Genomic DNA, 24,733 nt, shown 5'->3' on the forward strand with positions numbered 1-24,733 from the left:
TTGTCATTTTTTTAATTGCCGCAAGTAGTGCCGGATTGTATCCAGATGAAGTCCTTCGTGGAAACAGCTAAACAACAAACAGCCCCCAACTGTATCAAACGTAATGCCTGATTTGTTCGTGAAAGGGTGTGAAAGTGGGGTGTTTAAATCGCTTTGATGACTCGCTTTGATGCGAGCCGACTGATCGACTAATTGCTGTCGAATTTCTTCGATAGAAGGGGGCGTCTCGTTCCAATCCGCGGGTTTCGTTCCTGCTGCAAATAATCGTGCATACTGATCCGGAAGGTGAATATCTTTCCCGGCGACTTCATAAGCAAGTCGTTCTTGAACGTAGACAATGTGTCCTAAGTTCCAGCGGATGGAATTGGAATAGCCTGGTGGTACGACATCCAGCAATTCCTCTGGTGTAGTATCTAACACTTTGACTGTCAATGAACGGACGGTATCCAAATGTGAAGCAAGGTATGGTTCCATGTGTATAGCCTCCTTTTCATCTAGCATAGCACGAGTCTTATCGTATGGCGTCTTCGAAGAATTCAAGAGCTGTATGAAGGGCTAAGAGGTCCTCTACTTTTGTCAGCGTGCGGCCTGTAATTTCTTCTACTCGTTTCAAGCGATAAATTAATGTATTTGCATGGATGTGAAGCACTTCTGACGTAACTTTCATTTGCTGGTTAGACTGGAAATACACACGAAGCGTCGTGACGAGTTCACCATTTTTGTCACGGTCATAGCGAAGTAGAGGCCCGAGTGTCTCTTCGATATAGCCCTCAAGTTCATTTTTCGGTGCTTGGAGCAACAAACGATGTATGCCTAATTCTTCGAAGCTGATGCAGATATCCTGAAGTTCTCGCTTCTCTATATAGCGCAGTGTCTGATAAGCTTCTTGAGTCGAATGATAGACTCGTCTCAGATGCGCATGGACTTTGCCAATACCGACTGCAACCGATCGATCTGTTAATATCTTCAGCTCACCAAGCCAACTTCTCCAAATTGTCCGTATGTCACGAGCATCTTGCTCGCTCGTCAAGTGGATCAAGACCTTTAATTCACGACTTTCTAATGATGTGAAGTGCGTATACCCCTGCAAATGTCGCGCTGCTTGTTGAATGACCTTTGGATATATCACTACTTTTTCAACTGGAGCATCGAAACGGGCAATAGCGACAACAAAATTACCTTCGACTGGAAGGTAAAGGCGCTTAGCGAGTAGTGGTAAGTCTTCTTTTAAAACCCCTGAAAACAGTTGTTCGGCGAACTCTCCCCGCATCTGCAGTTGCGCATCCTCTATGGCTCTGCGTTTAATCAATTCCATCGCAAGAATACTACTCGCATGCTCAAGGGTATTGCTGTCAATTGCATCAAACGGTTCGTTTTTTGCGCAGGTCAACCAACCGATTGACTCTTGTCGAGAGCCTAGTCGGAAAGAGGCGAGGTAATACTCCGTCTCTTGGAGTTTGATCTGTTGGCGTGAATCATCATAGTGCATCTTTAAAATGGAGTGGAAATCAGGTGAGGAAGGAGGGACAGAGTAGTCTCCTTCTTCATTTAAGACAGCGCATACTATGCTCAACTTATGGTCAATATAGGAAGTGATTTCCTCGAGCGATTTGCCGTTTAAAACAAGCTCCGTCAATTCCCTATGAATCGTCGACGATCGCTGCAAAGCATAATTTACTCGTTTTACATCTGTCATCGCTTGTTCTTGCTTTTGATAGAGACGTGCATTCTCAAGTGTCAATGCTGCTTGTTGGGAGATGGCTTTCACAAGTTTTAAGTCTTCATCCGAGATTTCAACAGGTTTGAAGGCGTCTAATGTAATGACGCCCAAACACTGGCCTTTTACGAGAAGTGGTGCACATATTGTTGAATAGGGCATCGTTGGAACGGACAAAAGAAGATAGTTTTTATTTTCAGGCGATAATGTATTGGTCAGAGACGTTACTGAGTCGCGTCCTTGATAAAGTACGATTTCTTTTCGGATAAAACACTGGCCTGTCATCGATTCTCCTGGTTTTAAGGCTACTTTATCAATGATGGTTTTATCTAGGACCGTCGTTTTTTTAGCAATCAGACGTTGGCGTTCTTCATCGAATAGAAAGAGGACGCCTCCATCAATCGCTTCTACTTGCGAGACGCACACTTGGAGCAAGGACTCGATGATCATATTGATATCGAGAGAGCTGTTCATGACGTTCGAAGCATACAGTAGAGATTCAAGTTGACGTTTCGATAAGGACTCGTTCATGTTGTCATCCTTCTAAATAATCAAATGTCACTTGGATCAGGACGTTTGCAGCATCCACCATTGCGCGTTCGTCAAAATCAAATTTTGGATGGTGGTGCGGGTAGGTCGCCCCGACTTCTGGATTTCCTGCTCCTGTGAAGAAAAATGCACCAGGGCGTTCTAATAAGAAGTACGAGAAGTCTTCTCCGCCCATGCTTGGTTGCATTTGATTGACATGCTCTGAACCGACGACCTTAGCTGCAGAGTTTGCAACAAGGCGCGCTTCTTGTTCGTGATTCACGACAGCAGGGTAGCCTTTAATGAAATCAAATTCATATGTCGCACCGCTTCCCTCGCAAACACCTTTTAAAATGCGGTCCATTTCTTCGATAATCTGGTCTTGAACAACTGTGTCAAACGTACGCACCGTGCCCCCAATTTCTGCGCTGTCAGGAATGACATTGAAAGCAGACCCGGCATGAAGAGTGGCTACAGTCAACACAGCAGGCTGTAACGGGTCGATGCGACGACTGACAATCGACTGGAACTGGCTGACAACTTGAGTTGCCAAATAGAGACTGTCGATCGTTTCGTGAGGAGAGGCTCCGTGACCACCGCGACCGTTGATTTTGATAGAGAATCTGTCGGCTGCTGCCATCGATGGACCAGGCGCCCACCCGATGTTTCCGCAAGGCATCATCGACCATAAGTGAGTGCCGAACACAGCGTCAACTCCTTCAAGACATCCTGCTTCAATCATAGGTTTTGCTCCACCTGGTGCTAACTCTTCTGCAAATTGATGGATGAGAACAACGTTTCCTGGCAGGAGTTCGCGGTTTGCTTGAAGTACTTTGGCTACTGCCAATAAAGTGGCTGTGTGTCCGTCATGCCCACATGCATGCATTTTTCCGGCTACTTTGGAACGGTACGGGACATCTTTCTCATCTTGAATGGCCAGTGCATCAAAATCTGCTCGCAGTGCAACTGTTTTTCCAGGCTTTCCACCATAAATACGCCCAACGACACCTCGTCCACCGACGCCTGTCTCGACCTCGATCCCAAGTTCCGTTAAATAGTTGGCAATGAATTTTGGAGTTTCTACTTCTTCAAAAGAGAGTTCAGGGTTTTCATGGAAATGGCGACGGATAGCAACCATTTCATCGTATAAACCTTCGATTTGTTTGAATAACGTACTAATTGTAGACATTTTTTAACCTCCATAAATTTTAATACTTTTCATTATACACTGATAATTTCCAATATCTATGGTTAGTTACACAAAGTAAGTTGAATATAGTTGTTAAATATCACAACTAACACAATTCTATTTTGTTCAAACTCACATAGCTTTATTTGGGTAAAGCGTTATAATGAAAAGTATTAATTTTCAGAAAAATTGGGGGAGAACTGAATGGAAGCTGCAAAAAAGCGAGGATTATTTTCAAAGTTTTTAGATGTTGTCGAAAAGGTCGGAAACAAATTACCGGATCCGGTCACGCTCTTTATTTTATTTGCCTTAGCCATTTTGGTAGTATCTCATTTTGCAGCGATGGCAGGGTTGGCAGTAGTGAATCCAGGGACGAACGAAGAAATAAAAGCTATTAGCCTCTTAACAAAAACGGGCTTCCAAGAAATTATGACTAAGATGGTGACCAACTTTGCAAACTTCCCACCACTTGGGCTTGTTCTCGTGACAATGATTGGTGTTGGACTTGCAGAAGGTGTGGGGTTGATTTCAGCACTTCTACGTAAGGTTGTTCAAGCAGCACCAAAGAAGATGATTACATTTGCTATCGTATTCGCAGGCGTTCTTGCCAATATGGCAGGAGATGCAGGGTTTATCGTGTTACCCCCGATTGCTGCACTCGTCTTTATGAGTGTTGGGCGTCACCCGATCGCAGGGATGGCTGCCGCTTATGCAGCGGTGGCTGGCGGCTTCAGTGCCAACTTGATTGTTAATATGTTAGATGCTTTACTTGCAGGATTTACACAAACAGCTGCGGAGATTGTGAATCCAGATATTGTCGTCAACCCAGCAATGAACTTTTACTTCTTATTTGCTTCTTGTTTCATTATCGTGCCGCTTGCTATTTGGGTGACAGAAAAGATTGTTGAACCACGTCTACCAGAATATACAGGACCAAAAATCTCAATGGAACCGCTACAGGCTGTTGAGATAAAAGGACTAAAACTTGCTGGTTTAGCAACACTTGTTTTCCTTGCATTAGTAGCCATCACAATCGTGCCTGAGAGCGGTTGGTTACGCGGGGAAGATGGAGGAATTGTTATCTCTCCATTCATGAGTTCATTAGTACCCGTCATCATGGGACTGTTTTTGTTCCCAGCACTTGCTTACGGATTTACTACTAGAACTTTACGGAATGATAAGGATGTAGCGAATGAAATGGGAAAAGCGATGAGTTCGATGGGTCTCTACATCATCATTGCGTTTTTTGCAGCACAATTCATTGCCTACTTCAATTGGAGTAACTTAGGGATCATCATGGCCGTCAATGGTGCAGATCTTTTACAAGGTATTGGATTTAAAGGCTTACCATTGTTGATTGGTTTTATCTTGTTCGCAGCTTTCTTGAACTTATTCATTGCCTCTGCATCCGCTAAATGGGCAATTGTGGGACCGGTTTTTGTGCCGATGTTTATGTTGCTCGGTTACAGCCCGGCATTCACACAACTGGCTTATCGCATTGGTGACTCCATTACAAATCCGATTACCCCAATGTTTGCCTACTTTGCCATCTTGCTTGCGCTCGCAAAGCGCTATGACAAAAACTTAGGTCTTGGCTCATTGATTTCAATCATGCTACCGTACTCGATCGTTTTTGGAATCGCCTGGATCGTATTCTTTGCGATTTGGTACTTCTTAGGGCTACCATTAGGTCCAGGAGCAGTCATTGAATACCCACTAGGAGGAGAATAATGTTTACATACGAACGTTTAGTGCGGAATTTGGAAGAGGTTCCAAGCTTTCCTGGAATTGATCCACAAGAAATTGCAGAAAAATTAAATGAGTTAATGCAAATAGGGAAGACACCGGAAGGCGGGATGCACCGCTTTCCGTATACAGAAACAGAGACACAAGCTAAAGCTGTCTTTGTGCGCTGGATGCAAGAGTTGAAACTGCAAGTGCGAGAAGACGCTATTGGTAATCTATACGGGCTTTATAAAGGGCAGGACCCAACACTCCCTGTAGTCATGACCGGATCGCATATAGACAGCGTTCCAAATGGAGGTGCATTTGATGGGCCTCTTGGCTGCATCAGCAGTCTGCTCGCAATTAAAGCGATGCAACAGCGAGGGGTTCAACCGAAGCGTGGTATTGAAGTCGTCGTATTTGTCGACGAGGAAGGGGCTCGCTTCCGGAATGGAATCTTTGGAAGTCGCGTTCTGATGGGAGAAGTCAGTCATCAAGACTTGCTGCGCTTCTCAGATGACGATGGGGTTGCTCTTGTTGATGCAATGCAACAAGCCGGCTTTACTGCAGAAGATGTACAGAAACATACACGTCGCCCTGAAGAGATCCATGCCTTTTTAGAACTTCATATCGAGCAAGGCGTGAAACTTGAAGCGACAAGCACAGACATTGGGGTTGTCGAAGGCATTGCTGGTCCCGCTTGGTTGACAGCGACATATAAAGGGAATACGGACCACGCCGGAAACACGCCGATGGATGCGCGGAAAGATACAGTTCCAGCAGCTGCAGAACTTATTTTGGCTGTTGAGAAATTCCCGCGTGAAATCAACAACACATCAGTTGCGACTGTTGGAAAACTACATGTGCACCCAAATGGTTCAAATGTAATTGCGGGTGAGACACAAGTGACTGTGGATGTTCGTGATATTTATGAAGAGCCACGTGCAGAACTACTTGCTCGCATTCAAGAAGCTGCTTATGAGATTGCAGAGAGACGCGGCCTGACGGTAGAAGTTGAACAAGATGTTCAGATTCCACCTGTCTTGGTGCCAGAGGAAATTCAACAAGTTATTCGAGATGCTGCCACGACATGTGGGCTTTCTACGATGCCGCTTGTGAGTGGTGCAGGACACGATGCGATGATTATGGGGAAATACGTACCATCTGGTATGGTGTTTGTACCAAGCCATAATGGGAAAAGTCATTCTCCAGACGAGTGGACAGAGCTCTCGGATTGCGTAAAAGGTGTCGCGGTCATGGCAGAAGCACTTTTAGCGCTCGCAGATTGAGGAAAAGAATTATTAGTAGGATTTATAGAAAAAGTTGAGTGGCTTGTAGAGGTGGACTCCAGTGGGATCAAAGTTGGAACGTGAGATCATCTTAGATGTGGCGTTCGCAACTCAAATTCGTTGAGGCATAAACAACGCACCCACGGAAAGAAGCCCTGAAACGGAACTCAATACAAAAAAATCAGTATCTCCTCTCGATTTAATCAAGAGAAGATACTGATTTTATTTTTTTAGTCTCGTTCATTTCGAAATTTACAGGGCTGCTTTCGCTTTCCGTCTCCAGTTAATAGATAACAGTAATGTAGCAAGCAACACTACGAGACCTAACATAAACGGATACTTCATATCGATATCAAACAGTGTACCTGCTAATAACGGTCCTAGGATATTCCCGATACTCATGTAGGAATTGTTGAGACCCATAGCCAGTCCTTGTTCTTTTCCGGCCATTTTTGAAATCATCGTTGTTAGCACTGGACGAAGCAAGGATGTCGCTAAGAACACAAGTAAAGTGATGCCGAAGAACATGGCATAACTTGATGCGATAAGAGATAAGAAGAAGCCTAGCGCTGCAACAGATAAGAAGACGATTAGTAGAACAGGCTCTCCAAAGCGTCGCACTAAGTAATCTACTACGAATAATTGAATGATGACACTGACACCGCCAGTAGCAGTAATCATCCAGGCAATTTCTTGAGCAGTTGCCCCGAAGGCTGCATCCACGTAAAGGCCTAGCACTGTCTCATATGCAATTAATCCAAAGCTCATAACCATGATGATAATGAGTGGAATGAAGTAAGGTTTTCTAGGTGATTGTAAAACATCGTCCAATAGGGAAGATTGTGGACGTGTCATCACATCGCCTTCTGGCTGGCTTTCTTGTAATGTGAAATACGAGATCACAACAGCAGCTAAACCAACGATTGCCGACACCAATAGCGGTGTCTTTGTACCATATTCAGCTAAGAATCCACCGATACCTGGTCCCACAACAATACCTAGTGACATCGAAGCGGAAATGAAGCTATTTCCTTTGGCACGTTGGTCCATCGTTGTGATATCAGCCACGTAGGCAAATATGGCTGGAATACAGAACGCGGCGCCGACTCCGCCGATGAAGCGAGAAATGTACACGAATAAAATACTTGGCGCAAGGTAAAACAGTAACATGGAAAAGCCAAGTCCGAATAACCCAAGGATTATCATTTTGCGGCGACCGTATTGATCCGTCCAACGTCCACCTAGTGGAGAAAAGATCAATTGTGCGCCAGCGAATAGGGCAATGATCATACCTGCGGCAGTTCCGCCTTCTCCTAGTTCACGGAGGTATTCTGGTAAGATCGGAAGTATCAAACCAAAGCTTCCGACAGCAATGAACATGTTCAACATTAAAATAGCTAATTTCTTTTTTTGATCTTTTGTCATATGTATTCTCACTTTCTTTTCAGTACTCACCTATTATACGGATTGGAAAATAAAATAGCGAACTGAAACGCTTCGTTTTACGAAAAAAGAATGTTGGCAGAATTCCAAAAGAGGGCTAGTATTAAAGCGAGGGAGGGAGACCGATGTCATACTTTGCATTGTTGTTTTTTCAGATTATCGTCCCCATCCTTATCTTGCTTGGGATAGGTGCGCTACTACAAATCAAATTTGCGTTTCGCGTGAAGGCTTTGTCACAGCTCGTGACCTACTGTTTTATGCCAGCCGCCGTATTTATAAATTTGTATGAAACGGTCATTTCTTTGCCTATATTGACGCAGGTAATTGGCTTCGTTTTACTGTTTATTGCTTCGCAGATGATCCTTGGCTCCCTTGGTGCACGTCTGCTTAAACTTCCACGTTCAGAAGCCGCCGTGTTTAAAAACAGCATCGTTCTTATCAATTCTGGAAATTATGGCTTGCCGGTTGCCCAGCTATTGTTTGTAGCCAATCCAGTTGGTGTGGCGATTCAAGTCATCATGGTTATTTTGCAAAATATCACTACCTATACATATGGACTTTATAATTTAATTTCTACCACTAAATCAGGGATGGCGATTGTTAAAGAAGTACTCAAAATGCCAATTGTTCTGGCGCTTGTTTTAGGAGCCTTGATGAATTTTTTGCACTTGCCAATTCCGGCACCCATTCGTATCCCGCTAGACTATATTGCCGATGGTTTTGTGGCCGTAGCACTCATCACATTAGGTGCGCAATTATCGACAATTGAAGTAAAATCTTTGATCAATAAAACTGTTGTGCTGAGCAGTTTTTTCCGTCTACTAATGGGTCCAGTTGTTGCATTTGGACTCATCTTAGCATTAGGACTTGAGGGAGTGATTGCCCAATCTTTACTGATTGCCAGTGCCTTTCCGACTTCAAGAAACAGTGCGAGTTTAGCACTTGAATACGATGTGGATGCCAATACGGCTGCTCAAACTGTCTTGTTCTCAACCGTCGTCAGTGCATTGACAGTCACTGTCGTCATTTATGTTTCAACAATTTTGTTTCGTTAGGACGTGTAAGAATTGGCTGAAGAATCAACACCTAAAATTATCTTTCCTCTTTTTATTTCTATTGTCGCCATTTCGTTTGCTGCCATCTTTGTAAAATGGTCAGATGCGCCGGCGACTATTCTTAGTATGTATCGCATGCTTTTAGCTACTTTATTTCTTTTGCCGATTGTCTGGATCCGTCGTGTAGAGTTTCAACATGTGACGACCCGTGAGTGGCGATTGCTAGCGTTTTCCGGCATGTTTTTGGCTCTTCACTTTGCCCTTTGGTTCGGCTCATTAAAGTTAACAACTGTTGCAAGCTCGACCATCATTCTTGCACTTCAACCAATTGTCTCCTTGATTGGTGGGTTCATCGTCTTTCGAGAACGAACGACGCGTGCCGCTTTAGTGACAATGGGTATTGCCGTGATTGGTGCCGTGATGATTGGGTGGGGCGACTTTGGACTGAGTAGTGCCGCTATTCTGGGAGATATTTTATCTTTCTTGAGTGTCATTGCTGTAGTCGGCTATTTGCTAATTGGTCAGAGTGCTGTCAAGAAGGTCTCTCATTGGATCTATAGCTTTTCGGTCTTCGGTTTTGCTGCCATTGCACTTGTTCTCTATAATTTGGTGGCAGGTGTCTCATTTACCGGTTATTCCGGACAAGAGTGGGGCATATTTGTCTTGCTTGCTGTAGTCCCGACCATCTCCCATATGATTAATAACTGGTTACTGAAATATGTAAACGCCACGACCATTTCGATGAGTATTCTAGGGGAGCCGGTTGGTGCTACATTGCTTGCTGTTTGGCTACTGGGAGAGCGTTTATCAGGCTGGCAACTGGTAGGCGGTGTTTTAGTGTTAGCAGGCGTATTTTTATTCTTGCTCCAGCAGATGAAACGAAAGCCGAAACTAGCAGTACAACCCTCTTCGGAATAGAAACAGAAAGCGTTTAAGAAAGTAATGGACATACATAAAAGTGTGTCCTTTTTTTATGGGCGAAATGTTTCATATTTAGTTTTAAAGTTGATGAATATAGGGTGAGGGGGTATAATATGAAATTAGTAAAGGAGGTCATTTAAATGAAAAAATGGCTAATAAGTTTTACCGCTGTCTTGTTTGTACTTTCAGGATGTTCTTCTAATGAATCACATGAGGGTCATTCTTCCGAAGAGATGGATCATGCAGGTCATGGAAGCAGTGACGGTATGTTGCCTGAAGGCTTAAAAGATGCAGAAAATCCTAAGTTTCCGGTTGACTCTGACATCACAATTGCCCACGGGCATATGGATGGGATGGAAGGTGCGGTAGGGAAAGTCGTGGGTGCATATGATACGACAGCTTATATCGTGACTTACGAATCTGTAGAATCAGGAGAAGTAGTGGAAGACCATAAATGGGTCATTCACGAAGAGCTTGTCGAAGCGGATCAAGAAGAGTTCTCTGCTGGAGATGAGGTCACTTTAGACGCTGACCATTTAGAAGGAATGAAAGGTGCGACAGCTACTATTGATGAAGCACGAGAAACAGTCGTTTACATGATAGACTATACGACAACAGATGGCGACGAGATTACCAATCACAAGTGGGTTACGGAAGACGAATTAAGTTTGAATGAATAGAACTAAAGAGACCACCGGCACATGGAAAATGTGTGCGGTGGTTTATTGTTGTCTGAAAATTCTTGACAATGAAATGGCTAATAGATTATGATGGCGGTAATTTGATGGGGGAGAAAACTATGGTTTCTTCAAAAGATGTCGCAAAGTATGCAGGTGTATCGCAAACCACCGTCTCGCGTGTTCTTAATACACCTGAATCGGTGAAGGAAAAAACGCGACAAAAAGTTTTAAGTGCCATTGAAGCACTCAATTATCATCCCAATGCAATTGCAAGATCCCTTGTCAGCAATTCTACAAAATCAATCGCATTGGTTTCTGGACCTTTGCACAACCCATTTTTTGCGGATTCCGTCACAGCTATTGTTCAATTTGCTCGACAACGTGGGTATCAAGTGGCAGTTCATTTTGAAGACTTCGGCAGCAATGTGCGAGTCTTTGAGGGCTTAGCGCAGTCCAAAGTGGATGGCATGATCTTGTCATCCATTTATAGAGATGACCCAGTCCATGCAAAACTTTCTCGATTCGGCGTCCCCTTTGTGTATTTTAACCGAAAGCCGCATGAAGAGAGTCATTATATAGAGATCGACAATGAGCAAGGTGGTCGACTCGGGGGCGAGCATTTGCTAGCACTGGGGCACAGAAACATTGCCTGGATAGGTGGGCCGCTTACCATGAGTACATTTGCCGGTCGCTTCAAAGGTTTTCAACAAGTCATGAAGGAAAATGGTTACGTACTCAATGAACAATGGGTATTTGAAACCGATACGAGCGTTGAAGCAATTCGTGAAACTATAACTGGCTTATTTAAAAAACCGGACAAACCTAGTGCCTTATTCGCTGCAACCGATTCCATTGCGATCTATGCACTAGACGTTTTGCAAGAGCTTGGCTACCGCATACCCGAAGACATCAGTGTGATGGGAATCGATAATGTGACTTGGAGTCGACATGCTTCATTTAATCTAACAACAGTCTCTACAAGAGCTACAAAAAATATAGGGGAGCTTGGCATTGAGGCGTTATTTCAATTGATGGAAAAGCCGCAAACAACATGGATTCAAAAAACACTCCCTGTACAATTGATTGAGCGCGGGACAACAGCAGCTTTTAAAAAGGACGATTAGTAATGAAACCGTTTTTGGCTTAAATGAATACGTAACCATTTTAGGAGGTGAGGCTATCGGGCACTATCCATTGAATCCGTTTGTTGCTTCTTTCACGAGATAAAAAGGAGGAAATCAGAATGGCACATATTATTCAACCGCAAAAAAAGTTATATGTAATGGACAACGGCCGGATGCGCATGGACAAGAACTGGATGATTGCGATGCACAACCCGGCAACGATTACGAATCCCACTGCACCGACTGAATTTGTTGAATTCCCTGTCTACACCGTACTGATTGATCACCCCGAAGGAAAAATTTTATTTGATACCGCTTGTAACCCAAACTCGATGGGACCCGAAGGACGCTGGGGCCAAGCGACGCAACAAATGTTTCCAATTGATATGCCCGAGGCCTGCTATTTACACAATCGTTTAGGAGAACTTGGTGTGCATCCAAAAGATATTAAATACGTAGTTGCTTCCCATTTACATCTAGACCATGCTGGCTGTCTGGAACTATTCACAAACGCGCAAATAATTGTCCATGAAGATGAATTTAACGGCACACTTCAAACCTATGCCCGCAATCAAAAGGAAGGCGCTTATGTATGGGGTGATATCGATGCTTGGATCAAAAACAATCTTCAGTGGAACACCATTAAACGCTCAGAAGATCGATTGCAGTTACTTCCGGGAGTGGAGGTCTTAAACTTCGGAAGTGGTCATGCTTGGGGAATGTTAGGTCTACGTATTGATATGCCAGAAACGGGAGGAATCATCTTAGCATCTGATGCCATTTACACCGCAGAGAGCTTTGGTCCACCTGTTAAACCACCAGGAATCCTTTATGATTCTGTCGGCTATACCGCGACGGTAGAACGGATTCGAAAGCTCGCGAAAGAGACCAATTCACAAGTCTGGTTTGGGCACGATGCAAACCAGTTTGCCAACTTTAGAAAATCCACAGAGGGTTATTACGAGTAAGGAGAGATTGGATGAAGTATTCGCAATTAGTATTTGCACCACTTAGCTTCACAGGATGGGGTGCACTTGATGAACTCGTTCCACAAGTTGAGAAGTTCGATCCTAAACGAATCTTGGTCATAACAGATCCCATGTTGGAGAAACTCGGTCTTACAGCGCGCGCAACAGAGCCACTTCGAGAAAAAGGGTGGGAAGTAGAGGTTTCGACAGATGTTGAGCCTGAGCCACCACTTGCGCTAGGCGAACGACTAGTTAAGTTCACCCGGGAAGGCAACTTTGACTTAGTCATTGGATTTGGAGGCGGCAGTGCACTTGATTTAGCAAAACTTGCTGCTGTTCTTGCGAAAAATGAGGGAAATGTTGCCGACTACTTAAATTTGACAGCGACTCGTTCAATTACTGAGAAAGGCCTGCCTAAAATTTTGATTCCAACAACAGCTGGAACCGGTTCAGAGGTCACGAACATTTCTGTGTTGTCTCTTGATTCTTCCAAAGACGTGATTGCTCATGAAGCCTTGATTGCTGACGTTGCAATTGTTGATCCAGCACTGACAGTCACAGTTCCACCGCGTGTCACAGCAGCCACTGGTGTCGATGCGCTAACACACGCTATTGAAGCGTATGTATCTGTCAATGCTTCTCCCACGTCAGATGCACTAGCTCTTCACGCTATTCGTTTAATGAGTCGTGCGATTCGTACAGCAGTACATGACGGGGAGAACAAAGAGGCACGTACGGCGATGAGCCACGGCAGTTACATCGCGGGTCTAGCATTCTTTAATGCAGGAGTAGCCGGAGTTCATGCATTAGCTTATCCGCTTGGTGGACAGTTTCATATTCCACATGGAGAATCAAATGCTGTCTTGCTTCCCTACGTTATGAATTACATCCGAAAATCCACAGAGCGTCGAATGCGGGATATTTTCGAAGCATTAGGTGGCAATGCCGCACTTATGAGTGACGAAGAAGCATCCTATGCCTGTGTGGATGAGCTCGTTCGCCTTGTAAAAGATGTAGGAATTCCGCACACTTTGCAGGAGTTTGATATTCCGGAGTCTGCCATAGAATCCCTTACGAAAGATGGCGTAAAACAGAAGCGAATTCTCGCCAGAAGTCCACTTCCACTTCATGAGGAGGATATCCGTAACGTTTACCGGGCTGCCTACAGTGGTAAACTTACAGAACGAACATAAAAAAGGAGTGGAACGATGAACTATTCACTAATTATAAATGGACAAGAGACAGGTCAAGACTTAGAACAGCAAGAAGTGACTAATCCAGCAACTGGTGAAGTCGTTGGTACTGTTCCTAAAGGCGGTAAAAAGGAAGCTCGCCAAGCAACAGATGCAGCTTTTGAAGCTTTCAAAACATGGTCGAAGCTATCTGCTTATGAACGTACTGAAAAGTTAGCAGAATGGGCCAGATTAATGGATGAACATACAGATGAAATCGGTGAACTTATGACTCGAGAACAAGGGAAGCCGCTTGCAGAAGCAAAGGGTGAAATTACTTATGCAAATGGCTTCTTTAAATGGTATGCCGAAGAAGGGAAGCGTGTTTATGGTGAAACGATTCCTGCCACGACTGCTAATAAACGTATCTTCGTGCAAAAGCAGCCGGTCGGAGTCGTAGCCGTTATCACGCCTTGGAACTTCCCAGCAGCGATGATCACACGTAAAGTGGGTCCAGCCATTGCAAGTGGTTGTACAGTTGTCATCAAACCTGCAAACCTAACGCCGCTTACGGCAATCCGCATGGTGCAACTCGCAAAAGAAGCAGGCATTCCGGACGGTGTCGTCAACGTAGTTACTGGTGATTCTAAAGCCATCGGGGAAGAGTGGATGCAAGATATGCGCGTGCGTAAATTGACGTTCACGGGTTCAACAGAGGTTGGTAAAGAGCTTATGAAAGGTGCTGCCGAGACAGTTAAAAAAGTGTCACTTGAATTAGGCGGCCATGCTCCATCAATCGTTATGGATGACGCAAACTTTGATAAGGCAGTCGAACACGTGATGGCAGCGAAGTATCGCAATGCTGGACAGACATGTGTCTGTATCAACCGCGTCTACGTCCATGAGAAAATTGCCGACAAATTCGCAGAAGCGCTTGCTGAGAAATCGAAGCAGTTGAAGGTCGGAAATGGACTAGAAGAAGGCGTAAAAGTCGGTCCTCTAATTAATGAAGAGGCTGTTGAAAAAGTGAAAAAACATGTTCAAGATGCAAAAGACAAGGGAGCAAAAGTATTGACTGGCGGCGAGAACAAAGAAGGTCTTTTCTATGAGCCGACAGTTCTTATGAATGCGACAGACGATATGCTTTGTATGAATGAAGAAACATTTGGTCCACTTCTTCCAATCACAACGTTTAAAGATGTGGATGAGGCAATCGAGCGCGCGAACGATACAGATTTCGGACTCGCTGCGTATGTGTACACATCTTCAATCAACACAGGAATCTATATCGCTGAAAACTTGGAGTATGGAATCGTTGGATTAAATGACGGAAGTCCATCTTCTCCTCAAGCTCCATTTGGTGGGTTTAAACAAAGTGGTATCGGCCGCGAAGGTGGTCACTATGGTATGGACGAGTTCCTGGAAATTAAATATATTTCACTAGATCTGGCGGAATAACTTTGACACAGCACCTGCGCCCGTGATACGTTCAGACTACATGAACGGAAGGGGATGACAGAATGTCAGAGCAACCGAAAAAAATGTCTTTGAAAGAGGCTGTCGCAGCACAGCTAGAAGCAAAGAAAAACAAGCAACAACAAGGCCAATCAAACCATGCGGGAGATGCTAGCGGAAAAAAAATGCAATCTCAACAAGCTGGTAAAAAAGTAAGTACGACTCGTCGTAAAATGGGCAGCTAATTGCCACGGACCACAACCTCTTTATAGGTTGTGGTATTTTTGTGGGGAATTATCATGGTGATTAGTTTTCATAACATCAGCAATGTAAGAGTGGCGAGTTTTAACGTCAGAATGGAAGCCACTAACGTCATAATCGGCGCACTCAATGTGATAATCACCAGACTAAAGTATTATTTAGCAACTACTTTTGATACTCAAGTACTTGCTAGAAAGGGCTTAAACACTCAAAAGGGTTCAGGCTAGTTTTCACACTTCTTTTTTTAGGGTAAACCTTATCAAAGACGATAGAAAAGGAGCGAATTACGATGCCATTTGATTATGACTTAGATTTTGAAGAAATCGATTTCCGCAAACAACCTGAATTGTACAGAGTGGGTCGAGGAGAGCAAGGCGTCCTACTTGTAGAACCCTATAAGTCCGAGATCTTGCCCCACTGGCGGTTCAAAACGCCAGACATCGCCAAAAAGTCAGCCGAAGAAATCATGAAACTATTTGAAGACTATAGAAAGAAGGATGACTTTGTTGGTATGGACATGGCCCGCAAGTTTATCCAGATGGGCCACACACGAGCGAGGCGCTATGCGAATTACAAAGGTGGACGGAAATATAACGAGGATGGATCCATCAAAGAACGACAAATCAATGACGAGAAAGCTGAATCAGCAGCGATTTTTAAAGAGTACTGGAACAAATTGCGGGAAGATGAAGATTATCTGAAGAGGAAGAAGAAGCATCAGAAGGAATTTGGTTGAATTTTAGATGTGCAGAACGTCGCTCTAGAAACTCCGAGGAAATCCGGCGTGACCGTGAAGGCTCTTTTCAGCCTTTGCGGGTGCGACGGATTCCGCAGTGTGTTTCTGGCGTTCGGAACTTGATTTCACATCTAACGCAATCAAGTTGCAGGCGTTAGAAATACATTCGAAAATCAATCGCACACACAGAGGCAAGAGCGCCTCTATGCGCACGCTTGATTCCCGAAGCATTTCTGGGCGAACGCCTTCCACATCTAACGCAATCGAGTTGCAGGCATTAGAAATACATTCGAAAATCAATCGCACACACAGAGGCAAGAGCGCCTCTATGCGCACGCTTGATTCCCAAAGCATTTCTGGGCGAACGCCTTCCACATCTAACGCAATCGAGTTCCAGGCGTTAGAAATACATTCGAAAATCAATCGCACACACAGAGGCAAGAGCGCCTCTATGCGCACGCTTGATTCCCGAAGCATTTCTGGGCGAACGCCTTCCACATCTAACGCAATCGAGTTGCAGGCGTTAGAAATACATTCGAAAATCAATCGCACACACAGAGGCAAGAGCGCCTCTATGCGCACGCTTGATTCCCGAAGCATTTCTGGGCGAACGCCTTCCACATCTAACGCAATCGAGTTCCAGGCGTTAGAAATACATTCGAAAATCAATCGCACACACAGAGGCAAGAGCGCCTCTATGCGCACGCTTGATTCCCGAAGCATTTCTGGGCGAACGCCTTCCACATCTAACGCAATCGAGTTCCAGGCGTTAGAAATACATTCGAAAATCAATCGCACACACAGAGGCAAGAGCGCCTCTATGCGCACGCTTGATTCCCGAAGCATTTCTGGGCGAACGCCTTCCACATCTAACGCAATCGAGTTCCAGGCGTTAGAAATACATTCGAAAATCAATCGCACACACAGAGGCAAGAGCGCCTCTATGCGCACGCTTGATTCCCGAAGCATTTCTGGGCGAACGCCTTCCACATCTAACTTTTCTCAACTAGAATACTGGAGCTCTTTGTTACGCTCTTTGAAAACATCATTATGCGAAGAAACCATCGCCACTTTCTCAGCAGTTGGTTCAATGTAAAGTTTGGCCCGGTTCACCGCATTCGCAGCATCATGGAAGCAGCCAGCAATCAGATTCACTTTACTGCTATGGATCAAGATATCGCCTGCCGCAAAGATTCCTGGAACCGAAGTCTCACTTGAATCCGAACCAATCACTCGTGAATACTCATCCAGTTCAAAATCGAATGAGCTGTGCTTTAGAAGTTCCGCATCGATTTCATAGCCATGGTTGATGATCACTTCATCGACCGGTAGCAAGGAAATTTCACCAGTCATTTCATCTTTCACTTCCACGCCATCAATCGCATGGTCTTCACCATCCGCAACCAACTTACAGATTGTCGTATTGAATAAGCACCTAGCACCACAGCTCATTAATTGATCAATTTGCGCCTCATGAGCACCGGTGAAGGCTTCTTTGCGGTAAACAACTGTCACAGAAGCTGCTAGAGGAGCCAGCTCATTGGCCCAATCGATTGCTGCGTTTCCGCCACCTGAAATCACGACATGACGGTCTTTAAACTGACCAAGAGATTTCACTACATAATGAAGGTTAGAAACTTCAAAACGGTCGGCTCCTTCAATTGCTAACTTCTGAGGTTTTAAAATCCCACTTCCAAGAGCCAGAATCACTGTCTTGGAGTAATGCTTCTCACCAGAATCGGTATGTAAAACAAAGGTCTCATCTTCCAAGCGCTCCAAATGCGTCACCTTAGTACCGAGACAAATGGTCGGATCAAACGTCTTTGCTTGTGTGATTAGTTGCTCGATCAGTTTTGCAGCAGGGAGGGGAGGCTGTCCACCGACATCCCACACCATCTTTTCCATATAGACATTTAATTTTCCGCCAAGAACTTCCTGAGCGTCCAAAAGTTTTGTTTTCATTCCGCGCAGACCGCTATAAAAAGTGGAGTACAAGCCGGCTGGTCCTGCTCCAATTATGGTTATATCGAATAGCTCTCTCATCCTCATTCGCCCCATTCTATTTGAGAAAAGTTATCATTTATCAGTTGACATCTCGATTGTAGCGTATTAAAGTAAGTTTGTAAATGAAATTGAGAATCCTTATCAACGGGAGTGTGACCAGTGGTTCGATTGCATACACAAGACCTTCAAATCAAATACGGCGACCGAACGATAGTTGAGAAGCTCTCTGTCGAAATACCAGATGAAAAAGTTACCGTAATTATCGGCTCAAACGGCTGTGGAAAATCAACCGTGCTGAAAGCTATGACACGAATCATCCCCCATCAGCAGGGAGCGGTAGTATTAGACGGAGAATTGATCGCTAAAGAAGATACGAAATCTCTTGCACGTAAGATTGCCGTCTTGCCACAGACTCCTGATAGTGCGGGTGCTTTGACTGTTAAGGAACTCGTCTCCTATGGACGATTCCCCCATCAATCGCGTTTCGGAAAACTTACCAAACGTGATTTTGAAGTGATTGATTGGGCGCTTAACGTCACAGGGACAAAATTCTTTGAAACGCACCCAGTCGATTCTCTATCAGGAGGGCAACGTCAACGCGTCTGGATTGCTATGGCGCTAGCGCAAGAGACAGATATGATTTTCCTTGATGAGCCAACGACGTATCTCGATATGGCCCATCAATTAGAAATTCTTGAACTGCTTCAAAAGCTGAACCAAGAAGAAAAACGCACGATTGTCATGGTCCTTCATGACCTCAATCATGCGGCGCGCTTTGCAGATTACATCATCGGTATGAAATTTGGCCAGATTAAGACAGCTGGTTCTGCTGAAGAGGTCATTCGCAAAGACGTGTTACGGGAACTGTTTAATATCGACGCCGAAATCGGTACAGATCCACGCACACAAAAACCAATTTGTATCACCTATAACTTAATCAGAGGAGACAACTAACATGAAAAGAATCTATGCATTTTTACTTGTATTAGCAACTGTTCTCGTACTAGCAGCTTGCGGCAATTCAGCTACAGAGACAGAATCAGGGGCAGAAGAGGCTACAGAAGAATCTGGAACGATTACTTACGAATCAGAGAACGGCCCAATAGAAGTGCCTGCAAATCCACAACGCGTCATCTCACTTGCTTCATTTGCAGGAAACATAATGGCGCTTGATGTCCCACTAGTTGGTGTGGACTCATGGGCTAAAGATAATCCAAACTTCCAAGAGCAACTGGCGGACGTTGAAGTTGTGACAGATGAAGATTTGGAGAAAATTATTGAACTTGATCCAGACTTGATCATTGGACTTTCTGACATGAAAAATGCGGATAAACTCAGCGAAATCGCACCAGTTGTAACGTATACATACGGACAAGTGGATTATTTGACGCAGCATATCGAGATTGGAAAATTGTTAAACAAAGAACAAGAAGCACAAACATGGGTAGATGATTTTAATGCTCGTGCAAAAGAAATTGGTGAGCAAATCAAGACTGAAATTGGCGAAGATACTACAGTATCTGTAATTGAAAGTTTCGACAAGCAATTATATGTATTTGGCGACAACTGGGGTCGTGGTACGGAAATTCTGTATCAAGCAATGGGCCTAGGGATGACGGATAAAGTAAAAGAAATGGCGCTTAGCGATGGCTACTATGCCTTATCTTCTGAGGTTCTTCCGGAGTACGCGGCAGACTATATCGTCTGGAGTCGCAGTGCAGAGGCAGATAATTCGTTTGCAGAGACAGAAACATTTAAAAATATTCCAGCTGTGAAAGAAGGACGTGTCATCGAAGTTGATTCGAAAGCATTCTATTTCAATGACCCGATCACATTAGATTTCCAACTTGCTACATTTGAAGACGGATTTTTAGGAGAATAATATGTGGAAGTGGAAGCTACAAAACTACCCGTTTCGTTATAAGATGATTACTAGCTTACTTGTATTGGCAGCAGTTTTTGTGCTGGCGATTGTGGTAGGGGCAGCGAACACTTCCTTCAAAGACGTTTTAGCAGCGTTCGGCATCGGTGAATTAACGAGTGCCGCGGTTGTTCTTCAAGAAATACGAATACCACGCGAAGTAGCCGCAGCCCTCGTTGGCGCGGCTCTTGGTGTTTCTGGTGCCATTATTCAAGGGATGACACGGAATCCACTTGCTGACCCGGGCCTCTTAGGGTTAACGGCTGGTGCCAATGCAGCCCTAGCGGTGGGTCTAGCAGTATTCCCATCACTCCCGTATCTTGGCGTTATGGTAGCGTGTTTCATTGGAGCAGCTATAGGGGCTGGTCTTGTCTTTGGCGTAAGTTCGCTGCACCCAGAAGGGTTTTCAACAATTCGTATCGTGCTTGCAGGAGCGGCGATTTCAGCGTTCCTTTATGCGATTGCAGAAGGTGTAGGTATTTACTTTAAACTGTCCCAGCAAGTGTCGATGTGGACAGCAGGTGGGATGATTGGGACAACTTGGACCCAAGTTGGGATCATGGTGCCTTTTGTGGTTGTAGGGGGAATCGTGGCCATACTATACGCGCGTCATTTAACCATTCTTAGTTTGAGTGAAGAAGTAGCGGTAGGTCTTGGTCAAAAAACATTTCACGTGAAAATCATCATGTTTGTTCTTGTTGTGATGTTAACAGGAGCAGCAGTCGCACTCGTAGGCAATTTAGCTTTCTTTGGTTTGATGGTCCCTCACCTCGTAAGACCATTTGTAGGGACGGATTATCGATTTGTGTTGCCGATGTCACTTGTCGTAGGTGCCATTTTCATGTTGTTTGCAGATACTGTGGCCCGAACCATCAATGCACCCTATGAAACGCCAGTAGCGTCAGTAGTCGCTATTTTAGGGTTGCCGTTCTTCCTGTTCTTAGTTCGTAAAGGCGGAGGTGCATTCCGATGATGAATTCCAAAGCACGTAAACGTCAGAAGCTTTACCTAGGCGGATTTTCTCTAGCGATTTTAACGACTATACTTGTAAGTCTGGGTCTTGGAGACGCAGCAGTTTCTTATGACCGAATAGGAGCCGTAATCACAGGGAATGGGACGTTTAAAGAGCAGTTTGTGTTTTTCGATATCCGCTTACCTCGAATTTTAGTGACACTGTTAGCTGGGATGGCCTTAGCCTTATCAGGAGCACTATTACAAGGTATTACTCGAAATGATCTGGCAGATCCAGGAATCATCGGGATTAATTCAGGTGCAGGGGTGGCAGTCGCGATTTATTTCTTGTTTTTCCCGCTTGAAACTGGTGTATTTGTTTATGCACTGCCGGTCATTGCATTTTTAGGTGCATTTCTTACAGCCGCCGCCATTTACTTTTTCTCTTATGATCGCATACTAGGTGTACAACCTATACGCCTGGTATTGGTGGGTGTTGGTTTTTCGATGGCGTTATCAGGATTAATGGTATTACTCATTTCTTCTGCTGATAGAGAGAAGGTCGATTTCATTGCCCGCTGGTTGGCTGGGGACATCTGGGGAACAGATTGGCCATTTATTTTTGCGTTGTTGCCATGGCTTGTTGTCCTCGTTCCAATTGCTTTGCTGAAAGCTAATCGGTTAAATATCATGGGATTGGGCGAACCTGTAGCGATTGGGTTAGGATTGCCAATCGAGCGAGAGCGAATGACGCTGAGTGTCATAGCTGTTGCACTTGCAGCATCAGCAGTGTCGGTGACAGGTGGTATCTCATTTGTAGGACTGATGGCGCCACATATGGCGCGTCAACTTGTAGGTCCGCGGCATCAGCTGTTCCTGCCAATTAGCCTATTGATCGGTGGGTTGTTCTTGTTAGTTGCGGATACTATCGGTCGAACTGTGCTTGAAAGTGGCAACGTTCCTGCAGGTGTAATCGTTGCGCTGATTGGGGCGCCGTACTTTTTATACTTATTAATGGCAAAAAGGTAGGGAACATGTGAGAATAAGACAATAGATAGAATTCGGCAATTGAGGGTACTTTTCATTTACTTTTGGTGAAATATTTGATAAGATGCCGATAGTTGTCTGTCGTCAGACATCTTCAAGGGGTGAACCATGTAAGTAAGCGTTTTCGTGATCTTACACACTAAAAGAAAAGAAGGTGCACATGTTGAATATTCTCTGGGGTCTTGCAGGTATTGTTGTCGTCCTTGGAATTGCATTTTTACTCTCTTCGGCAAAGACGTCGATTAAGCCACGTACCATTTTAGGTGGATTAGCGATTCAAATTCTTTTTGCATTTATCGTATTAGAATGGGAATTTGGTCGCCGAGCGTTGTTAGGGTTAACTAATGCTGTTCAAAATATGATTAGCTACGCAAACGAAGGAATTGCCTTCGTGTTTGGCCCTCTTGGAGATCCAGTAGACGGTGTCGGTTTCGTCTTTGCTTTCCAAGTGCTTGTGATTATTATTTTCTTCTCTTCTTTAATCTCAGTATTGTATTACTTAGGTATTATGCAGCTGATCATCAAGTTTATTGGTGGGGCGTTGTCGTGGTTGCTCGGTACGAGTAAAGCAGAGTCGGTTTCAGCTGCTGCTAATATTTTCGTTGGACAAACGGAAGCGCCGCTTGTTGTACGTCCGTTTTTAGCGAAGATGACACGGTCTGAGTTATTTGCAGTTATGACAGGTGGTCTTGCTTCAGTTGCAGGTTCTGTACTAGTCGGATACGCCTTGTTAGGAGTACCGCTTGAGTATCTTTTAGCGGCGAGCTTCATGGCAGCACCAGCAGGTTTGATCATGGCGAAAATGATGATTCCTGAAACAGAGGAAGTAGATGATACTAACTTCGAAATGGAGAAAGATACAAACTCGGTCAACGTCATTGATGCGGCTGCGAACGGAGCAAGTGATGGTTTACGTCTTGCTTTAAACGTAGGAGCTATGTTAATTGCTTTTATCGCATTGATCGCATTAATCAATGGCCTTCTAGGTGGCACAATTGGTGGTATCAACTGGGTTTTCAATTATGTGAATCTGGGTGTTGAACTTCCGATTTTGACATTAGAAAGAATCCTAGGGTGGATCTTTGCGCCACTAGCATTTGTTATCGGTGTTCCATGGGCTGAGGCTGTACAAGCAGGTTCATACATCGGTCAAAAACTTGTATTAAACGAATTCGTTGCTTACTCAGCGTTTGCACCGGATATTGCAAGCTTGTCTCCTAAAACAGTTCTTGTTGTCAGCTTTGCACTTTGTGGATTTGCTAACTTAAGCTCGATGGCAATCTTGCTAGGTGGTCTAGGAGCTCTTGCACCTAGCCGTCGACCAGACATTGCTCGTTTAGGTATTCGTGCTGTTGCAGCGGGTACACTCGCTTCATTATTGAGTGCGTCAATTGCGGGGATGTTCTTCTAAATTAGATGCGGAAGGCGCTCGTCCAGAAATGCTTCGGGAATCTAACGTGCCCTATGAGGCGCTCTATGCCTCATAGGGTGCGGCTGATTTTCGAACGTATTTTTAACGCCTGCAACTCGATTCCATTCGGAGTCGAAACTTCACACAACATAAAAAAGCAGTAGGGACGCATCCCTACTGCCTTTTCTATATCGTTTCTTACTCTTCAATAAGTCCTTTTTCAATCAAGAAGTCACGAGCCACATCTTCAGCACGATCGCCATCAATGTCTACACGAGCGTTCATAGCAATCATTTCTTCTTCTGAAATCGCTCCAGCAAGACCACTCATTAATTCTTCAAGGTCAGGGAATTGCTCAAGCGTTTCCATACGAACAAGTGGAGCTGCATCGTATTTCGGGAAGAAGCCCATATCATCCTCAGTTGATTGAAGGTTGAAGCGTTCAATTCGGCCGTCTGTTGTGAAGGCAGGAATAACGTCTACATCACCGTTGCGCAAAGCTTCATACATGATGTTAGCATCTAAACTTTCAGTTGATGAAAATTCAAAACCATACGTAGAAGCTAAATCATCATAACCGTCACCTTGGCGCTCATAGAAAGAGTGAGGCGCTCCGAAAACTAGGTCTTCAGATTTTGAAAGTTCCGCAAGGTCGCTGTACGTAGCTGCAGTAATACCGCTCTCTTCTGTAAAGGCAAGAGTGTAAGTATTTTCAAAGCCAAGTGGCTCAAGCCATGTCACGTTAAACTCTTCTTCATAGCCTTCTTTTACTCGGTTGAACACATCTTCTGCACTTTCGCCAACTTCAGAATCAAGACCCAATACATCTTTCAAACCTGTTCCTGTGTATTCCACATAAATATCAATGTCACCGTTATCAATAGCAGGTGTTAAAATAGCAACTTCACCAAGACCTTCTTGGTACGTAATATCATACTCTGAATTAGCTTCTAAATATTGTCCGATCAGCTGAGGTAAAATGAATTGCTCTGTCCAAGGTTTCCCTCCGACGATAATTTCATTGTCCCCGTCGCCACCCGCAGAATCATTCCCACAACCCGCTAAAATTAATGCTGCCGATCCTGTAACTGCTAAAAATCCTTTTTTCCATGATGCGTTCATATTCATTACCTCCT

The 24,733-nt window shown here is 44.4% G+C and carries 23 protein-coding genes; 16 read left to right on the plus strand and 7 right to left on the minus strand.

Annotated elements, in window-relative coordinates; genetic code table 11:
* Positions 1 to 3 precede the first annotated feature (3 nt).
* From MKY84_RS03775 to MKY84_RS03785, 3 genes are read right to left on the minus strand one after another with little or no spacing between them, the layout of a single operon-like run.
* Positions 4 to 474, minus strand: coding sequence for a DinB family protein (locus tag MKY84_RS03775; RefSeq protein ID WP_342527850.1), 471 nt, complete (start codon positions 472 to 474; stop codon positions 4 to 6).
* 37 nt (positions 475 to 511) lie between these two features.
* The gene (locus MKY84_RS03780; RefSeq protein ID WP_342527851.1) at positions 512 to 2,248 is read right to left on the minus strand and encodes a helix-turn-helix domain-containing protein; all 1,737 of its coding nucleotides are present in this window, start codon (positions 2,246 to 2,248) and stop codon (positions 512 to 514) included.
* A 4-nt stretch (positions 2,249 to 2,252) separates the two neighbouring features.
* A complete protein-coding gene (locus MKY84_RS03785) occupies positions 2,253 to 3,434 on the minus strand; it encodes a M20 family metallopeptidase (protein ID WP_342527852.1) in 1,182 nt (393 codons plus the stop codon).
* A gap of 204 nt (positions 3,435 to 3,638) precedes the next feature.
* On the opposite strand from MKY84_RS03785, the gene MKY84_RS03790 reads away from it, so the two are divergent.
* Together MKY84_RS03790 and MKY84_RS03795 are read left to right on the plus strand one after the other, a co-directional pair.
* Positions 3,639 to 5,165 (plus strand): AbgT family transporter, encoded by a 1,527-nt coding sequence (locus MKY84_RS03790; protein ID WP_342527853.1) that lies wholly within the window; start codon positions 3,639 to 3,641, stop codon positions 5,163 to 5,165.
* The gene (locus MKY84_RS03795; RefSeq protein ID WP_342527854.1) at positions 5,165 to 6,448 is read left to right on the plus strand and encodes a Zn-dependent hydrolase; all 1,284 of its coding nucleotides are present in this window, start codon (positions 5,165 to 5,167) and stop codon (positions 6,446 to 6,448) included. The genes MKY84_RS03790 and MKY84_RS03795 overlap by 1 nt, the downstream gene beginning before the upstream one ends.
* 252 nt (positions 6,449 to 6,700) lie before the next feature.
* Here the strand turns inward: MKY84_RS03795 and MKY84_RS03800 are convergent, their stop codons facing one another.
* The gene (locus MKY84_RS03800) at positions 6,701 to 7,873 is read right to left on the minus strand and encodes an MFS transporter (protein WP_342527855.1); all 1,173 of its coding nucleotides are present in this window, start codon (positions 7,871 to 7,873) and stop codon (positions 6,701 to 6,703) included.
* 143 nt (positions 7,874 to 8,016) lie between these two features.
* On the opposite strand from MKY84_RS03800, the gene MKY84_RS03805 reads away from it, so the two are divergent.
* The 9 genes from MKY84_RS03805 (at position 8,017) to MKY84_RS03845 (ending at position 16,263) form a co-directional block, all read left to right on the plus strand.
* Positions 8,017 to 8,946 carry an AEC family transporter gene (locus MKY84_RS03805; RefSeq protein WP_342527856.1) on the plus strand — a complete coding sequence of 310 codons (930 nt, stop codon included), beginning with the start codon at positions 8,017 to 8,019 and terminating at the stop codon, positions 8,944 to 8,946.
* A gap of 12 nt (positions 8,947 to 8,958) precedes the next feature.
* Positions 8,959 to 9,864 (plus strand): DMT family transporter, encoded by a 906-nt coding sequence (locus MKY84_RS03810; RefSeq protein ID WP_342527857.1) that lies wholly within the window; start codon positions 8,959 to 8,961, stop codon positions 9,862 to 9,864.
* 143 nt (positions 9,865 to 10,007) lie between these two features.
* Positions 10,008 to 10,547: a YdhK family protein gene (locus MKY84_RS03815; RefSeq protein WP_342527858.1), complete on the plus strand. Its 540-nt coding sequence runs from the start codon at positions 10,008 to 10,010 to the stop codon at positions 10,545 to 10,547.
* Between the two features lie 68 nt (positions 10,548 to 10,615).
* Positions 10,616 to 11,671, plus strand: coding sequence for a LacI family DNA-binding transcriptional regulator (locus tag MKY84_RS03820; RefSeq protein WP_342527859.1), 1,056 nt, complete (start codon positions 10,616 to 10,618; stop codon positions 11,669 to 11,671).
* A 119-nt stretch (positions 11,672 to 11,790) separates the two neighbouring features.
* On the plus strand, positions 11,791 to 12,639 hold the full coding sequence (locus tag MKY84_RS03825) for an N-acyl homoserine lactonase family protein (RefSeq protein WP_342527860.1): 849 nt from the start codon (positions 11,791 to 11,793) through the stop codon (positions 12,637 to 12,639).
* Between the two features lie 11 nt (positions 12,640 to 12,650).
* Positions 12,651 to 13,832, plus strand: coding sequence for an iron-containing alcohol dehydrogenase (locus MKY84_RS03830; RefSeq protein WP_342527861.1), 1,182 nt, complete (start codon positions 12,651 to 12,653; stop codon positions 13,830 to 13,832).
* A gap of 15 nt (positions 13,833 to 13,847) precedes the next feature.
* Positions 13,848 to 15,269: an NAD-dependent succinate-semialdehyde dehydrogenase gene (locus MKY84_RS03835; protein ID WP_342527862.1), complete on the plus strand. Its 1,422-nt coding sequence runs from the start codon at positions 13,848 to 13,850 to the stop codon at positions 15,267 to 15,269.
* A gap of 62 nt (positions 15,270 to 15,331) precedes the next feature.
* Positions 15,332 to 15,511 carry a hypothetical protein gene (locus MKY84_RS03840; protein ID WP_342527863.1) on the plus strand — a complete coding sequence of 60 codons (180 nt, stop codon included), beginning with the start codon at positions 15,332 to 15,334 and terminating at the stop codon, positions 15,509 to 15,511.
* Between the two features lie 305 nt (positions 15,512 to 15,816).
* The gene (locus tag MKY84_RS03845; RefSeq protein WP_342527864.1) at positions 15,817 to 16,263 is read left to right on the plus strand and encodes a DUF4385 domain-containing protein; all 447 of its coding nucleotides are present in this window, start codon (positions 15,817 to 15,819) and stop codon (positions 16,261 to 16,263) included.
* A 24-nt stretch (positions 16,264 to 16,287) separates the two neighbouring features.
* Here the strand turns inward: MKY84_RS03845 and MKY84_RS03850 are convergent, their stop codons facing one another.
* Complete coding sequence (locus MKY84_RS03850) at positions 16,288 to 17,232, minus strand: hypothetical protein (RefSeq protein ID WP_342527865.1); 945 nt, start codon at positions 17,230 to 17,232, stop codon at positions 16,288 to 16,290.
* Positions 17,233 to 17,265: 33 nt separating this feature from the next.
* On the minus strand, positions 17,266 to 18,312 hold the full coding sequence (locus MKY84_RS03855; RefSeq protein ID WP_342527866.1) for an NAD(P)/FAD-dependent oxidoreductase: 1,047 nt from the start codon (positions 18,310 to 18,312) through the stop codon (positions 17,266 to 17,268).
* Between the two features lie 114 nt (positions 18,313 to 18,426).
* On the opposite strand from MKY84_RS03855, the gene MKY84_RS03860 reads away from it, so the two are divergent.
* The 5 genes from MKY84_RS03860 (at position 18,427) to MKY84_RS03880 (ending at position 23,597) form a co-directional block, all read left to right on the plus strand.
* On the plus strand, positions 18,427 to 19,221 hold the full coding sequence (locus tag MKY84_RS03860; RefSeq protein WP_342527867.1) for an ABC transporter ATP-binding protein: 795 nt from the start codon (positions 18,427 to 18,429) through the stop codon (positions 19,219 to 19,221).
* A 1-nt stretch (position 19,222) separates the two neighbouring features.
* A complete protein-coding gene (locus tag MKY84_RS03865) occupies positions 19,223 to 20,149 on the plus strand; it encodes an iron-hydroxamate ABC transporter substrate-binding protein (protein ID WP_342527868.1) in 927 nt (308 codons plus the stop codon).
* 1 nt (position 20,150) lies between these two features.
* Positions 20,151 to 21,161, plus strand: coding sequence for an iron ABC transporter permease (locus tag MKY84_RS03870; protein ID WP_342527870.1), 1,011 nt, complete (start codon positions 20,151 to 20,153; stop codon positions 21,159 to 21,161).
* A complete protein-coding gene (locus MKY84_RS03875; RefSeq protein WP_342527871.1) occupies positions 21,158 to 22,168 on the plus strand; it encodes an iron ABC transporter permease in 1,011 nt (336 codons plus the stop codon). The genes MKY84_RS03870 and MKY84_RS03875 overlap by 4 nt, the downstream gene beginning before the upstream one ends.
* 181 nt (positions 22,169 to 22,349) lie before the next feature.
* Positions 22,350 to 23,597, plus strand: coding sequence for a NupC/NupG family nucleoside CNT transporter (locus MKY84_RS03880; RefSeq protein WP_342527872.1), 1,248 nt, complete (start codon positions 22,350 to 22,352; stop codon positions 23,595 to 23,597).
* Positions 23,598 to 23,795: 198 nt separating this feature from the next.
* Here MKY84_RS03880 and MKY84_RS03885 read toward each other — a convergent pair whose 3' ends face one another.
* Entirely contained in the window at positions 23,796 to 24,719 is a 924-nt protein-coding gene (locus tag MKY84_RS03885) for a glycine betaine ABC transporter substrate-binding protein (RefSeq protein WP_342527873.1), read from the minus strand.
* Between the last annotated feature and the right edge of the window lie 14 nt (positions 24,720 to 24,733).

The organism is Chryseomicrobium sp. FSL W7-1435, from assembly GCF_038595005.1.
Taxonomy (GTDB): domain Bacteria; phylum Bacillota; class Bacilli; order Bacillales_A; family Planococcaceae; genus Chryseomicrobium.

Excerpts from the sequence above, each read along its gene's own strand:
- MKY84_RS03775 (WP_342527850.1), bottom strand. The coding sequence starts at position 474 with ATGGAACCATACCTTGCTTCACATTTGGATACCGTCCGTTCATTGACA.
- MKY84_RS03780 (WP_342527851.1), bottom strand. The coding sequence starts at position 2,248 with ATGAACGAGTCCTTATCGAAACGTCAACTTGAATCTCTACTGTATGCT.
- MKY84_RS03785 (WP_342527852.1), bottom strand. The coding sequence starts at position 3,434 with ATGTCTACAATTAGTACGTTATTCAAACAAATCGAAGGTTTATACGAT.
- MKY84_RS03790 (WP_342527853.1), top strand. The coding sequence starts at position 3,639 with ATGGAAGCTGCAAAAAAGCGAGGATTATTTTCAAAGTTTTTAGATGTT.
- MKY84_RS03795 (WP_342527854.1), top strand. The coding sequence starts at position 5,165 with ATGTTTACATACGAACGTTTAGTGCGGAATTTGGAAGAGGTTCCAAGC.
- MKY84_RS03800 (WP_342527855.1), bottom strand. The coding sequence starts at position 7,873 with ATGACAAAAGATCAAAAAAAGAAATTAGCTATTTTAATGTTGAACATG.
- MKY84_RS03805 (WP_342527856.1), top strand. The coding sequence starts at position 8,017 with ATGTCATACTTTGCATTGTTGTTTTTTCAGATTATCGTCCCCATCCTT.
- MKY84_RS03815 (WP_342527858.1), top strand. The coding sequence starts at position 10,008 with ATGAAAAAATGGCTAATAAGTTTTACCGCTGTCTTGTTTGTACTTTCA.
- MKY84_RS03820 (WP_342527859.1), top strand. The coding sequence starts at position 10,616 with ATGAAATGGCTAATAGATTATGATGGCGGTAATTTGATGGGGGAGAAA.
- MKY84_RS03825 (WP_342527860.1), top strand. The coding sequence starts at position 11,791 with ATGGCACATATTATTCAACCGCAAAAAAAGTTATATGTAATGGACAAC.
- MKY84_RS03830 (WP_342527861.1), top strand. The coding sequence starts at position 12,651 with ATGAAGTATTCGCAATTAGTATTTGCACCACTTAGCTTCACAGGATGG.
- MKY84_RS03835 (WP_342527862.1), top strand. The coding sequence starts at position 13,848 with ATGAACTATTCACTAATTATAAATGGACAAGAGACAGGTCAAGACTTA.
- MKY84_RS03840 (WP_342527863.1), top strand. The coding sequence starts at position 15,332 with ATGTCAGAGCAACCGAAAAAAATGTCTTTGAAAGAGGCTGTCGCAGCA.
- MKY84_RS03845 (WP_342527864.1), top strand. The coding sequence starts at position 15,817 with ATGCCATTTGATTATGACTTAGATTTTGAAGAAATCGATTTCCGCAAA.
- MKY84_RS03850 (WP_342527865.1), bottom strand. The coding sequence starts at position 17,232 with ATGCTTCGGGAATCAAGCGTGCGCATAGAGGCGCTCTTGCCTCTGTGT.
- MKY84_RS03855 (WP_342527866.1), bottom strand. The coding sequence starts at position 18,312 with ATGAGGATGAGAGAGCTATTCGATATAACCATAATTGGAGCAGGACCA.
- MKY84_RS03865 (WP_342527868.1), top strand. The coding sequence starts at position 19,223 with ATGAAAAGAATCTATGCATTTTTACTTGTATTAGCAACTGTTCTCGTA.
- MKY84_RS03870 (WP_342527870.1), top strand. The coding sequence starts at position 20,151 with ATGTGGAAGTGGAAGCTACAAAACTACCCGTTTCGTTATAAGATGATT.
- MKY84_RS03875 (WP_342527871.1), top strand. The coding sequence starts at position 21,158 with ATGATGAATTCCAAAGCACGTAAACGTCAGAAGCTTTACCTAGGCGGA.
- MKY84_RS03885 (WP_342527873.1), bottom strand. The coding sequence starts at position 24,719 with ATGAACGCATCATGGAAAAAAGGATTTTTAGCAGTTACAGGATCGGCA.